Origin of the sequence: Pseudomonas zanjanensis, from assembly GCF_014268745.2 — a bacterium.
GTDB lineage: Bacteria > Pseudomonadota > Gammaproteobacteria > Pseudomonadales > Pseudomonadaceae > Aquipseudomonas > Aquipseudomonas zanjanensis.
On sequence record NZ_JABWRB020000001.1, the window covers coordinates 2,425,177 to 2,437,536 of the forward strand.

Here is a 12,360-nt window from a genome sequence, read left to right on the forward strand (position 1 = left end):
CTCCGCTCCTTATTCAGGGATCACCGCGATCACGTCGATTTCCATCAGCCACTGTGGCTGGCCCAAGGCGCTGACCACCAACCCGGTGGAAATCGGAAACACGCCCTTGAGCCACTTGCCGACCTCCTGGTACACCGGCTCGCGATAACGCGGATCGATCAGGTACGTCGTGGTCTTGACGATGTGGCTCAGGTCGCTGCCGGCCTCTTCCAGCAATTGCTTGACGTTGCGCATGGCCTGCTCGGCCTGGACACGGGGATCGCCAAGGCCCACCAGTTGACCGTTGAAGTCAGTGCCGACCTGGCCGCGCACGTAGACGGTGTTGCCGGCGCGCACGGCCTGGCACAGGTCGTTGTCCAGCGTCTGGTTCGGGTAGGTGTCCTTGGTGTTGAACATGCGAATACGTGTGTGAGTAGGCATCAGCGGACTCCCGAGAGACTGGTTTTCGAACGGTGCGAATCACTGCCGAGGGCCGGGGCCTGGCGCTGGGCGGCATCTTGGTAGGCGAGGTAAATGCGTTGCTTCACGATGTGGTCGGCAATGTGCCGGGCGTCATGCCAGACACCCCAGATGAACGCCGAGCCTCGACGTGACAGCCAGGGCAAGCCGACGAAATACAGGCCCGGCTCGCTGGAAACGCCGCGTTGATGGCGAGGCTTGCCATTGGCGCCGAGGGCGTCGACCTTCAGCCAGCTGTAATCCACCGAGTAGCCGGTGGCCCAGATGACGCTGGTCACGCCGGCGGCCAACAGGTCCAGTTCCAGGGTCGGCTGGGTCAGGCATTGCGGGTCGGGCAGCAAGTGACGGGCCTCAGGTTCGAGGGGCAGGTCCAGGCCGTTGCGGGCAATGTAGGCGTCGGCGGCATCCAACAGCGCCAGGTAGTTTTCGTCGCCACGAGCGATGTTTTCGGCGAGATTCGGTTCGAAGGTCACCACGCTGCCGTTGAACGATTTGGTCAGCCCCACCAGGGTGATGCCCTCGTGGGCCAACCGGCGAAAATCCACGGTATGGCCGCCACGGGCACCGCTCACCGCAATGGTGACGTGCTCCTTGCCCGGCTTGACCGCCTCCGCATCCCACTCGCCCAACACGCCCAGCCACCAGCAGAAATCGCGGTTGCGATAGGCCCGGGGCGGACGGTCATGGGCTCCCACCGAGAGATAGACCTGCTTGCCGGCGCGCTGCAGCTCATCGGCGATCTGCACCCCCGACGACCCGGCACCCACCACCAACACGGCCCCTTCGGGCAATTGCCCGGGGTTGCGATACTGGGCCGAGTGAAGCTGGGTGACCGACGTCAGATCCGGCGCAATCGGTGGAATCACCGGCCGTTGGAAAGGCCCGGTGGCGACCACCACATGGATCGCTTCGATCTGGCCTTCGGAGGTTTCGACAGTGAAGCCCGGCCGGCCGACATTGCGCTCGACGCCCCTGACTTCCACGCCGGTACGGATCGGGGCGTTGAACTTACGGGCATAGGCTTCGAAGTAATCGGCCACTTGGTCCTTGGTCGCGAAGGTATCCGGGTCGAGCCCTTCGAATTCCAACCCTGGGAAGCGGTCATGCCAGGCCGGCCCGTTGGCCACCAGGGAATCCCAACGCGCCGTGCGCCAGGCCTCGGCAATGCGGCTTCGCTCCACGACGAGATGAGGCACGCCTTGACGGCTCAAGTGCTCACTCATGGCCACGCCGGCCTGGCCGGCGCCTATCACAAGCGTATCGATACGTAGGGTTTCATCGGGCATGTCTTGCACTTCCGGCAGTAGGTTTGATTCAGGCGGGCATGGCGCCGCCTCGGGTTTGGTTTTCTTGTTGTTCTGCGGTTGCGATGATCGAGATGAGGTGTCGAGGCGATTGTGTTGGCAGGCGGGGATTTGCGAAACGAGGGTTTTTGTCGTTGCTGGGAAGGAAAAAAATGGGCTACTGCGCGGGTGGGATGGTCACGACAACAAGGCGCGTCTCATTTGGACTTGATAACGGGAACCTGTGGCGAGGGAGCTTGCTCCCGCTGGGCTGCGCAGCGGCCCCAAACCCGTCACCGCGGCCAGTCAGGCGGATAGCGTTCAGCTTTTTTAGGCTGCTGCGCAGCCAGCGGGAGCAAGCTCCCTCGCCACGGTATTGCGGTGCGGCAGACAATGGCTTATCCCGCCACGACGCCGGCCTGAGTGACTCACTCACTGCATCCGCGCCGGAAACGCCTTGAGTTCCAGCTTTTCCATCACCAACCCGATGAATGCCGAAACCGCCAGCGGCAACTGCCGCCGGCTCGGATAGAGCACATTCAGGCCGAAGCCGATGCGTTGGTATTGCGGCAGCACCCGCACCAGCCTTCCGGCTTCCAGGTCGAGGCTGCTCAGCGCCCCCGGCAACACGGCGATGCCCAGGCCGGCGACGGTCGCCCGGCGCAACGCTTGGGCGGTGTTGGCGTGGAATCGGCTGGCGATCTGCACGTGCTCCTCGATGCCGCCCGGACCGACGAATCGCCAGTCGGTCAGGCCGCTGGGCTGGGCGAAGCTCACGCCGTCGTGGTGAGCCAGGTCCTGCAGCGAACGCGGTGCGCCACGTGCGGCAAGGTAGGCAGGACTGGCAACCATGCCGTCGCCGTCATTGCTGAGCAGTTGACGACCGACATACCCCGAGTCCTGCAACGGACCGCCGCGAAAGGCCACGTCGATGCGGTCGGCAATCAGGTCGACCCGGGCATCGCTGAGTACGAAGTCGAGCTGCACCCGGGGATGCTCGGCTAAAAAGTCGGCAACCCACTCCATTGGGAAAAAGTCGAAGAAATCCGCCATCGCCGCAATGCGCACCAGGCCACTAGGCGCTTCGCCGCCCATCATCAGTTCCTGCCCTGCTTCCATCAAGCCGTCCACAGCGTCCACGCAACGCTCATAGAACCCCTGGCCCGCATGGGTCAACGTGAGCTTGCGGGTCGAGCGCTGCAGCAGTCGTGACGCCAACTGCGCCTCCAACTGCTGGACCCGTCGGCTGACCGTGTTCGAAGGCATGCCCAGCCGCCTGGCCGCTTCAGCGAAGCTGCCACTGCGAACCACCTGGACGAACAGCGCAACATCGTTGAGATCGAGCATGGCGCGCACATTCCTTCGATTTATGGATGAGTTCAATCCGATTGTATCGACTAATCAAACCATTGGCAGGCACTTATCCTTCGCCCATCGAGGCCCAACGCCCATGATTCGGAGGCAAATCCCATGAACAGCATCGTCGCAGCGCCACCCCGCGCCATCGTCCATCGCACTGCTGGCAGCAGCCATGGGCCAATCACCCGGCTCATGAGCCCCGGCGACCTGGGCCAGCTCTGCAAGCCATTCGTGTTTCTCGATCACTTCGCCTTCAACGCCGATGCCCTGCAAAGAGGTTTCGGCATGCATCCGCATTCCGGGATCGCCACGCTGACTTACATGATCGAAGGCCAAGTGATCTACGAAGACACCACCGGCCAGTCCGGCACCCTGCCCAGCGGCGGCATGGAGTGGATGCAGGCCGGCAACGGCGTATGGCACACCGCTCGACCGGTTGCGGGTTCGCCGATCCAAGGCTTCCAGCTCTGGGTTGCGCTGCCGGCGGCAGAAGAAAATTCTCCGGCCCGCAGCGTCTACCTGGCCCCTTCCGAGATTCCCCGTGAAGGTCCGGCGCTGGTGTTGCTTGGCGAATACGGCGCAGCCCGCAGCAGCGTCGCCTCCCCGGCAGGCATGAATTACCTCGCCGTGCAGTTGCAGGACAACGAGCACTGGCGCTACACGCCGCCGGCCGGGCATACCGTCGCCTGGCTGGCGGTCAACAGCGGCGGCCTCAGCGCCAACGGCAAGGTCAATGCCGGGGAAATGGTGGTGTTCGAAGAATCCGGCGCGGCCATCGACATCGTTGCCCGGGGCGCGACTTCCTTTGTGCTCGGTTCGGCGGTCAAGCATCCCCATGGCCTGGTGATGGGCTACTACTCGGTGCACACCAGCGAGGCCGCCCTGGAAAAAGGCGAGAAAGAAATTCAGCGCATCGGCGCCCTTTTGCAACAAGAGGGTCGGTTGGCCTGACCGACCCTCGACTCAATCCCTCATTCATACCCGATCCCTTAGAGGTGAATCATGACTGCCATCGGTCTCGATCTTCTGTTGTCCCGTACTCAAGTCGGCAAGCTGTCCCTGAAAAACCGCATGGTCATGGCGCCGATGACCCGCAGCCGCGCAGGCGCTGGCGATGCCGCCACGCCCTTGATGGCCGAGTACTACAGCCAACGGGCCAGCGCCGGCCTGATCATCAGCGAAGGCTCCCAGGTGTCGGCCCAGGGCAAGGGTTACCTGAGAACACCGGGGATCTTTACTCCTGAGCAAGTCACCGGCTGGAAACAGGTGACCGATGCGGTCCATGCCGAGGGTGGGCAGATCTTTTTGCAGCTCTGGCATGTGGGCCGTCTTTCCCATCCTTTGGTGCAAGTCAACGGCGCCCAACCCGTCGCCCCCTCGGCGATCAAGGCCGATGGCGAGATCTATACCCCCGAAGGCCCCAAGCCCTACGAACTGCCACGGGCGCTGGAACTCGATGAAATCCCCAGCGTGGTCGCCGACTTCCGCCAGGCCGCCGTCAACGCGAAGCTGGCCGGTTTCGACGGCGTGGAGATCCACGGCGCCAATGGCTACCTGATCGATCAGTTCCTGCGTGACGGCACCAACCAACGCACCGATGCCTACGGCGGCTCGATCGAGCATCGCGCCCGTTTCCTCAAGGAAGTGGTCGAGTCGGTGATCGAAGTCTTCGGTGCCAGCCGTGTCGGCGTGCGCCTGTCGCCGATCTTCAGTTACTTCTCGATGAGCGACAGCAACCCGCAAGCAACATTTGACTACACGGCCAGGATGCTCAGCCGCTATGGCTTGGCTTACCTGCACATCGTGGAACTGGGCGAAGGCTCGTTCGACTTCCTGGAACTCAAGCGTCGCTTCGGCGGGACGTACATTGCCAATGGCGGCTACAGCGCCGAACGCGCCGCCACTGCCATCAGCCGTGGAGAAGCAGACCTGGTGGCATTCGGCACGCCGTTTTTGGCAAACCCGGACTTGGTGGAACGGTTCAAACGGGGCCAGGCGCTGAACATCCCTGACGCCTCGACGTTCTACCAGGGCGACGAGCGTGGTTATACGGACTATCCGATTTTGAACGGGGCTCAAGCAGGCCAAGAGGCGTAACCGAGACCTGTGGGAGCTTGCTCGCGATAGCGGATTGTCAGTCAATGATGATGTTGAATCTGATATTGCCTTCGCGAGCAGGCTCGCTCCCACAAGATCTCCGGTTGACCGCAAGATCTGCATTCACCATCAGTTCCCTGTGGGAGCGAGCCTGCTCGCGATAGCGGATTGTCAGTCAATGATGATGTTGAATTTGATATTGCCTTCGCGAGCAAGCCCGCTCCCACAAGATCTCCGGTTGACCGCAAGATCTGCATTCACCACCAATCCCCTGTGGGAGCGAGCCTGCTCGCGATAGCGGATTGTCAGTCAATGATGATGTTGAATTTGGTTTGGCCTTCGCGAGCAAGCCCGCTCCCACAAGATCTCCGGTTGACCGCAAGATCTGCATTCACCACCAATCCCCTGTGGGAGCGATAGCGGATTGTCAGTCAATGATGATGTTGAATTTGGAATTGCCTTCGCGAGCAGGCTCGCTCCCACACTGTTGCCGGTTGACCGCAAAATTCACATTCACCATCAACTCCCTGTGGGAGCGAGCCTGCTCGCGAAAGCGGGATGTCAGTCAACGATGATGTTGAGATGGCGGCGGCTCAGAATGCAGCGGGCACTCAAGTACTTTCCGACACATCAATCTGAAGCGGCACCACCCATCTCGGCGCCGAGCCTGGTGGCGTGGCTGTCGCCGCCTCGACCAGTGCTTCTACCGCCTGTTCGGCCATGGTCACGACAGGATGAGACAGCACCGCCTGGACCAACCCCGTTTTCAAGGCCTCGCGTGTCAACGGCGTCAGGTCGTGGCACACCACCACCGGCAGGCGAAGCTGCTGCTCCTGGAGGCTGCGCAAGGCCCGCAACACGCCGGCAATGCCGCCACCGGCCACATATAGCCCGGCCAGGTCGGGCTCGGCCGTGAGCAAGTCCAGCGTATTGCCATACGCGAACTCATCGTCCTCCAGGGTCAGGCGCGAAGCGAGCAACTCCCACTCGTTGGAGTGCTCGGCCAGGTAACTGCGAAAGCTCAGTTCACAGAGCTCCTGGCACTGGAAACGCTGACTGCTGAGCATGACAGCCGCAGCGCCAGGTCGATCCGCCAGGCGGCTGATGAACCAGCCTGCCGTGCGGCCGGTGAGTCGATTGTCCAACCCGACGTACCCCGTGCCGCTGGCGCTGGACAGCTCCGACAGCAACGCCACCACCGAAACGCCCGTCTCGCGCAATTGGGCAACCGCCTCCCGAACCCGTGGATGGTCCACTGCCACCACGCCCAGGCCGTCCACTTGATCACGCAGGGCCAGGATGCGTTGCGCGACGATGACCGGGTCGAGATCGTCCAGATAACCAATGACCACGCGGATCCGTGCTCGCGTGCAGGTCGCGGCGGCGTTCGATAGCGCATGGGCGAGCCCCTGGTAAAAAGGCACGCCGCTTTTTTGCAACAAGAAGCCAAGCCGCAAGGTCGGGCGGTCGTTGAGCACCCGTTGTTCGATCACACCCTTGGCATGGAACCCCAACCGCGCGGCAGCCGCGGCGATGCGTTGGGCGGTATCGGCACGCACATCGGCGCGAAGGTTCAGCACCCGGTCGACGGTGGACAGGCTGACCCCCGCCTCCCGAGCGACATCGGCCATGGTGGGGCGCAGTTTACGGCGGCGTTCTGACATGTTTTGACACCTCTGTTCGGCATCATGAGGTGTTTTGACAGATTAAGCCATCGCCCCATGGCCCCCTTTCCGACAACTCAATAGCATCAGGCCAAGCACATAAAAACAAACACAGCCGGAGTGCCCCATGACGATCCATATCTGCACCGCGCCCTGCTGCTGGGGCGTCGACGACGTCAAGAACCCTTTCCTGCCTCCGTGGCGGCGGGTGCTTGGGGATGCGGCCGAGGCCGGCTATCGCGGGATCGAGCTGGGGCCGTACGGTTACCTGCCGCTAGACCCCGACATCATCAGTCCGGCCCTGTCCGAACAGGGTCTGCAGGTGGTCGCCGGGACGATCTTCGACGACCTCGTCAGCCCCGCCAACCTGCCCGGACTGCTGCGCCAGACCCATGAAATCTGCACGCTGCTCAAACAGCTGCCGCCCATGGAACAGCAAGCCGGCCAGCGCCATGCCGGGCCCTATCTGGTGATCATCGACTGGGGCCACGAAGTGCGCGACTACGCAGCCGGCCATTCGGACCGCGCCCCGCGCCTGGACGATGCACGCTGGAACGCAATGATGGCGCACATCCGCGCCATCGCCGACATCGCCTGGCATCAATACGGCATTCGCGCCGTCATCCATCCTCACGCGGGTGGATACATCGAGTTCGCCGACGAGTTGGCGCGCCTGGTGGACGACATACCCCATGAAGTCGCCGGGCTGTGCCTGGACACCGGGCATCTGTACTACGCCGGCATGGACCCGGTCGCGTCGCTGCGCACCTACGCCCATCGCCTGGATTACCTGCACTTCAAGGACATCGACCCTATGGTGTTCGATCAGGTCCTGAACGAACACCTCCGTTTTTTCGCCGCCTGCGCCCGGGGCGTGATGTGCCCTATCGGGCGCGGTGTCATCGATTACCCGGCGCTGCACAGCCTCGTACATGAATTGGGTTATGTGGGCTGCATCACCGTCGAACAGGAACGCGACCCACGCAACGCCGGGAGCAGCCTCGACGACGTGGCCGCCAGTCGCGCCTACCTGGCTGGCATAGGTTTCTGATCACACAAGGACAACGACATGATCAACGGCAGCAAAACCCTCACGCGCCCCATCCGCTGGGCCATGGTCGGTGGCGGCGAACACAGCCAGATCGGCTACATCCATCGCTCGGCCGCCCTGCGCGACCGGAACTTCGAATTGGTCGCCGCGGCGTTGGATATCGATCCCACCCGTGGCCGAGTCTTTGGCCAGCAGTTGGGCATCGACCCCGAGCGCTGCTATCCGGATTATCTGAGTCTGTTCGAGTTGGAAGCGCAACGTCCCGATGGGATTGAAGCGGTGTCGATCGCCACGCCCAACGGCACCCACTACGCCATCACCCGCGCCGCCCTGGAAGCCGGGCTGCATGTGGTCTGTGAAAAGCCGCTGTGCTTTACCCTCGAACAGGCCGAGGCCCTGCGCAGCCTGGCGCACGCCAAGGGGCGCATCGTTGGCTTGACCTACGGCTACGCCGGGCACCAGTTGATCGAACTGGCCCGGACGATGATCGCGGCCCAGGAACTGGGCGAGATCCGCATGGTGCACATGCAGTTCGCCCATGGTTTTCACAGTGCGCCGGTGGAGGCCCGGAACCAGGCGACCCAGTGGCGCGTCGACCCGCGCCAGGCCGGGCCCAGCTACGTATTGGGAGACGTGGGCACGCACCCGTTGTATTTGTCCAAGGTGATGCTGCCTGATCTGAAGATCAAACGCTTGATGTGCAGCCGGCAAAGCTTCGTCGCCAGCCGCGCGCCGTTGGAAGACAACGCCTACACCTTGATGGAATACGAAGGCGGCGCCATGGGCATGGTCTGGTCCAGCGCGGTGAATGCCGGTTCGATGCACGGGCAGAAGATCCGCGTGATCGGCGCCCGTGCCAGCCTGGAATGGTGGGACGAGCGGCCCAACCAACTGAGCGTCGAGATCCAGGGCCAACCCGCGCAGATCCTGGAGCGCGGCATGGGCTACCTGCACCCCGACGCGCGGCAGGACGACCGCATCGGTGGCGGCCATCCCGAAGGGCTGTTCGAAGCCTGGTCCAACCTCTATCGCCGCTTCGCCCTGGCCATGGATGCAGCCAACCGTGGCGACAACGAAGCGCTGGCCGCCCTGCGCTACCCCGACATTGATGCGGGTGTGGAAGGTGTGCGCTGGGTCGAGCGCTGCGTGGAGTCCGCTGACAACGACGCCGCCTGGGTCGCGTATTGATCCCGGTAATTCAGTCAACGCAATACCCCTGTGGCGAGGGAGCTTGCTCCCGCTGGGTCGCGAAGCGGCCCCTTTTTGGGACTGCTGCGCAGTCCAGCGGGAGCAAGCTCCCTCGCCACAGGTAATGAACGTTGCCCAATGGAGAACAACAATGAAAATCGCCCTCGACCCCTACATGCATCGCCACCTTAGCCTGCCGGACCTGTGCCGCAAGACCGCCGAGCTCGGCTTCGAGTACCTGGAGCTGTCGCCACGGGAGGACTTCCTGCCCTGGTGGGTACGCCCCCGCGCCCATAAGGAGCGCATCGCCGAGCTCAAGAAAGCCCTGCGCGACCACGACCTGCAACTGGCCTCGCTGCTGCCGATGTACCGCTGGGCCAGCCCCCATGAAGACGAACGCCGGGCAGCGGTGAACTACTGGAAGGAGGCGATCCAGGTCGCCGTGGACATGGGCTGCACGACGATGAATTCGGAGTTTGGCCGTGGGCCGTCGCCTGATCGTGGGCATACCGTCAGTTGCTGCGGTGGCGTGCACAGCCATGAGTCGAGCGAAGCGGCGTGGTGGCGTTCGATGGAGGAACTGGTGCCGATCCTGGAAAGCGAGGGGGTCACGCTGAACGTCGAGCCTCACCCGGAGGATTGGTGCGAAACCCTGCACCCGGCCCTCGACATGCTCAAGACCATTGGTTCGGACAACGTCAAGTTCCTGTACTGCACGCCGCACACCTTCTACTTCGGCGACGACATGCAAGCCATGATCGCCGAGGCCGGGTCGATGATCGCCCATGTCCACATCGCCGACACCTACAACCACAAGGCCTCGTCCGGCCTGCGCTACATCGTCAACCCCCCGGGCGCCAAGGTCACCGTCCACCAACACATGGACATGCATCAGGGCGAGATCGACTGGGACCTGTTTTTCAGCGAACTGGCCAAGACTGGCTTCGACGGCATCGTCACCGCATGCGTGTTCGGCTGGGAAGAACGGGCGGACGAATCCGGGCGTTTCATGCGCAAGGAAATACAGGCCTACGTGGACAAGTACTTCAGGTAGACCGTCACGGGAGCAATGGCACGATCCGCGGCTCGATCGCTTGTTCGCTCACCTCCAGCAGCGCCAGCGTCACCGGCAACTTGAACCGTCGCCGGCCGGCGCTGCCTGGGTTGAGATAGAGCCGCTCGCCACGCCACACGATCAGCGGCTTATGGGAATGGCCGGTGATCACCAGCCGCACGCCCGGGTCGAGTGGCGCCGGCACGTCCGCGATGTCATGGACCAATAGGACCTGCCATCCCTCCAAGTCGAATTGCAGGCAATCGGCGAGGTGTCCCGCCCATTCGGCGTCCAGATCGTTGTTCCCACGCACCACCTGCAGCTCGCCAATGGAAGCCAAGGCATCGAGGATTTGCGGGCTGCCGATATCACCCGCATGAATGATCCGCTCACAGCCTTGCAGCGCCGCAAGCGCTTCAGGGCGCAGCAGGCCGTGGGTGTCCGAAATCACGCCAATTTTCACGAAACCTTTCTCCTCGATCGTGTGTCGCCGGTTATACCTGACTCGTCGCAGTTAGCTAACGTGCTGAAATCGAATAGGATAGGCTACGCCTGGAAAGGCGCAGACCCGTCGTGGAAAGGATATGTCAATGCTCGGACGCAAGCAGCCAGAGCCCAAGATCGAAAGCCCGGATGAAGCCTTCTCCCAGCAGGCTGTGCGGGCCGGAGCTGCATTTCGGCTGACCGTGAGTTTCATGCTGGTGGTGGTCATCGCCTTCCTGGCCGTCGAAGGCTGGCGAACCTGGCGCGATTACCGTGCCGCGTTTGCGTCTGCCCGTGACTCGGTGACGAACCTGGCACGGGCGACGGCCCAGCACGCCGAAGACACCATTCGACAAGTGGATGTGGTCACCGCCGCCCTCGCCGAACGGGTGGAGGGCGATGGCCTGCAGAACATGGACGTCCCGCGCATCCATAAGCTCTTGGTGCAACAGGCCGCGATCATGCCGCAATTGCACGGGCTATTTATCTACGGCCCGGACGGACAATGGCTGGTGACGGACAAGGAAGTCATCCCGGAAATGGCGAACAACGCCGACCGCGACTACTTCCAATACCACCGCACCCATGAGGATCGAGGCGTGCGCATCGGTGACGTGGTCCAGAGCCGTTCCACCCACGACCTGATCATTCCCATTTCCCGCCGCCTGAACAACCCCGATGGCTCGTTTGCCGGCGTAATGCTGGGGACCGTAAAGGTCAACTATTTCGTCGACTACTACGGCGACTTCAAAATCGATGGCAAAGGCGCGCTGGTCCTGGCCAAGCGCAACGGAACGATCCTGGTCCGACGTCCCTTCGTCGCCTCGGTGATTGGCAAGAGCCTCGTCAACAGCGTGATCTTCAGGGAGCATTTACCCACCTCCAACCAAGGGGTCGCCGAAGCCAGGGCCGTCGTCGACGATACCGAGCGCCTGTATGGCTACCGGGCCTTGACCACGTATCCGCTGGTGGTGGAAACCGGCTTGTCCCGCGAGTCGATCATCGCGCCCTGGCGCCGGGACCTGCTCAAGACCGGCCTGGTGCTGATTTTCCTCATTGCGATCCTGGTGGGCTTCGGGCTCATCGTGTTGAGCCAACTGCGCTACCGCATGACCATGGAAAAGCAGATTCGCAGCGCCCACCAGGCCATGCGCGACATGGCGCTGACCGACAGCCTCACCGGGCTGGGCAACCGCCGGCGGCTGGACATCGCCCTGGCCGATGAACTACGCCTGGCCAGGCGCCAGGGCTCATCCCTGGCCCTGATCATGCTGGATGTGGATTACTTCAAGCGTTTCAACGACCGGTACGGCCATGCCGCCGGCGACGATTGCCTGCGGGCGATTGCGGACGCGATCGGGCAGACCATCAAGCGGCCGGGCGACCTCGCGGTGCGCTACGGCGGTGAAGAGTTCACCGTGTTGTTGCCCAACACCGACAGTGCCGGGGCGGCCAAGGTCGCGCAGCAAATCCTCGAAGCCGTCAGGGCCTTGAACATTGAACATGGCGATCATCCCCTGGGCATCGTGACCATCAGCGCCGGCATCACCACCAGCCAGCCGAGCGACGAGGATGCAACCCCGGCGGTGCTGATCAAGGCCGCGGACGCCTTCTTGTACCTGGCGAAAAACACCGGGCGAAACCGTTGGTGCAGCGCTGGCACGACGTCGGGGTGAACGCCGCGAGAGCGCCGCGCATCGGTCAGAATCGTGCAAACCCAAG

General features: G+C 62.9%; 11 protein-coding genes. 6 read left to right on the forward strand and 5 right to left on the reverse strand.

The annotated features are described in order from the left end of the window. Nucleotides 1-9 precede the first annotated feature (9 nt). The 3 genes from HU715_RS10080 to HU715_RS10090 all read right to left on the reverse strand — a co-directional run bounded on the left by HU715_RS10080 (nt 10) and on the right by HU715_RS10090 (nt 3,089). Nucleotides 10-420 carry a RidA family protein gene (locus HU715_RS10080; protein ID WP_186705808.1) on the reverse strand — a complete coding sequence of 137 codons (411 nt, stop codon included), beginning with the start codon at nt 418-420 and terminating at the stop codon, nt 10-12. Further along, entirely contained in the window at nt 420-1,745 is a 1,326-nt protein-coding gene (locus HU715_RS10085) for a flavin-containing monooxygenase (protein ID WP_186705807.1), read from the reverse strand. The genes HU715_RS10080 and HU715_RS10085 overlap by 1 nt, the downstream gene beginning before the upstream one ends. 429 nt (nt 1,746-2,174) lie before the next feature. Further along, entirely contained in the window at nt 2,175-3,089 is a 915-nt protein-coding gene (locus HU715_RS10090; RefSeq protein WP_186705806.1) for a LysR family transcriptional regulator, read from the reverse strand. 123 nt (nt 3,090-3,212) lie between these two features. Here HU715_RS10090 and HU715_RS10095 point away from each other — a divergent pair, with 123 nt between their 5' ends. Then, a complete protein-coding gene (locus HU715_RS10095; RefSeq protein ID WP_186705805.1) occupies nt 3,213-4,052 on the forward strand; it encodes a pirin family protein in 840 nt (279 codons plus the stop codon). A 51-nt stretch (nt 4,053-4,103) separates the two neighbouring features. After that, nucleotides 4,104-5,198, forward strand: coding sequence for an alkene reductase (locus HU715_RS10100; RefSeq protein ID WP_186705804.1), 1,095 nt, complete (start codon nt 4,104-4,106; stop codon nt 5,196-5,198). Between the two features lie 611 nt (nt 5,199-5,809). Here HU715_RS10100 and HU715_RS10105 read toward each other — a convergent pair. Beyond that, nucleotides 5,810-6,862: a LacI family DNA-binding transcriptional regulator gene (locus HU715_RS10105; protein WP_186705803.1), complete on the reverse strand. Its 1,053-nt coding sequence runs from the start codon at nt 6,860-6,862 to the stop codon at nt 5,810-5,812. Nucleotides 6,863-6,989: 127 nt separating this feature from the next. Between HU715_RS10105 and HU715_RS10110 the strand changes: the two genes are divergently transcribed. The 3 genes from HU715_RS10110 to HU715_RS10120 all read left to right on the forward strand — a co-directional run bounded on the left by HU715_RS10110 (nt 6,990) and on the right by HU715_RS10120 (nt 10,155). Further along, on the forward strand, nt 6,990-7,913 hold the full coding sequence (locus HU715_RS10110) for a TIM barrel protein (RefSeq protein WP_186705802.1): 924 nt from the start codon (nt 6,990-6,992) through the stop codon (nt 7,911-7,913). Nucleotides 7,914-7,931: 18 nt separating this feature from the next. Continuing rightward, on the forward strand, nt 7,932-9,101 hold the full coding sequence (locus tag HU715_RS10115) for a Gfo/Idh/MocA family protein (RefSeq protein WP_186705801.1): 1,170 nt from the start codon (nt 7,932-7,934) through the stop codon (nt 9,099-9,101). 151 nt (nt 9,102-9,252) lie between these two features. Then, nucleotides 9,253-10,155, forward strand: coding sequence for a sugar phosphate isomerase/epimerase family protein (locus HU715_RS10120; protein WP_186705800.1), 903 nt, complete (start codon nt 9,253-9,255; stop codon nt 10,153-10,155). A gap of 4 nt (nt 10,156-10,159) precedes the next feature. On the opposite strand, the gene HU715_RS10125 is transcribed toward HU715_RS10120, so the two are convergent. Next, the gene (locus HU715_RS10125; protein WP_186705799.1) at nt 10,160-10,618 is read right to left on the reverse strand and encodes a metallophosphoesterase family protein; all 459 of its coding nucleotides are present in this window, start codon (nt 10,616-10,618) and stop codon (nt 10,160-10,162) included. A 127-nt stretch (nt 10,619-10,745) separates the two neighbouring features. Here HU715_RS10125 and HU715_RS10130 point away from each other — a divergent pair, with 127 nt between their 5' ends. Further along, entirely contained in the window at nt 10,746-12,314 is a 1,569-nt protein-coding gene (locus tag HU715_RS10130) for a sensor domain-containing diguanylate cyclase (protein WP_186705798.1), read from the forward strand. Nucleotides 12,315-12,360 lie beyond the last annotated feature (46 nt).

Excerpts from the sequence above, each read along its gene's own strand:
- HU715_RS10080 (WP_186705808.1), bottom strand. The coding sequence starts at position 420 with ATGCCTACTCACACACGTATTCGCATGTTCAACACCAAGGACACCTAC.
- HU715_RS10130 (WP_186705798.1), top strand. The coding sequence starts at position 10,746 with ATGCTCGGACGCAAGCAGCCAGAGCCCAAGATCGAAAGCCCGGATGAA.
- HU715_RS10120 (WP_186705800.1), top strand. The coding sequence starts at position 9,253 with ATGAAAATCGCCCTCGACCCCTACATGCATCGCCACCTTAGCCTGCCG.
- HU715_RS10115 (WP_186705801.1), top strand. The coding sequence starts at position 7,932 with ATGATCAACGGCAGCAAAACCCTCACGCGCCCCATCCGCTGGGCCATG.
- HU715_RS10100 (WP_186705804.1), top strand. The coding sequence starts at position 4,104 with ATGACTGCCATCGGTCTCGATCTTCTGTTGTCCCGTACTCAAGTCGGC.
- HU715_RS10090 (WP_186705806.1), bottom strand. The coding sequence starts at position 3,089 with ATGCTCGATCTCAACGATGTTGCGCTGTTCGTCCAGGTGGTTCGCAGT.
- HU715_RS10095 (WP_186705805.1), top strand. The coding sequence starts at position 3,213 with ATGAACAGCATCGTCGCAGCGCCACCCCGCGCCATCGTCCATCGCACT.
- HU715_RS10110 (WP_186705802.1), top strand. The coding sequence starts at position 6,990 with ATGACGATCCATATCTGCACCGCGCCCTGCTGCTGGGGCGTCGACGAC.
- HU715_RS10085 (WP_186705807.1), bottom strand. The coding sequence starts at position 1,745 with ATGCCCGATGAAACCCTACGTATCGATACGCTTGTGATAGGCGCCGGC.
- HU715_RS10105 (WP_186705803.1), bottom strand. The coding sequence starts at position 6,862 with ATGTCAGAACGCCGCCGTAAACTGCGCCCCACCATGGCCGATGTCGCT.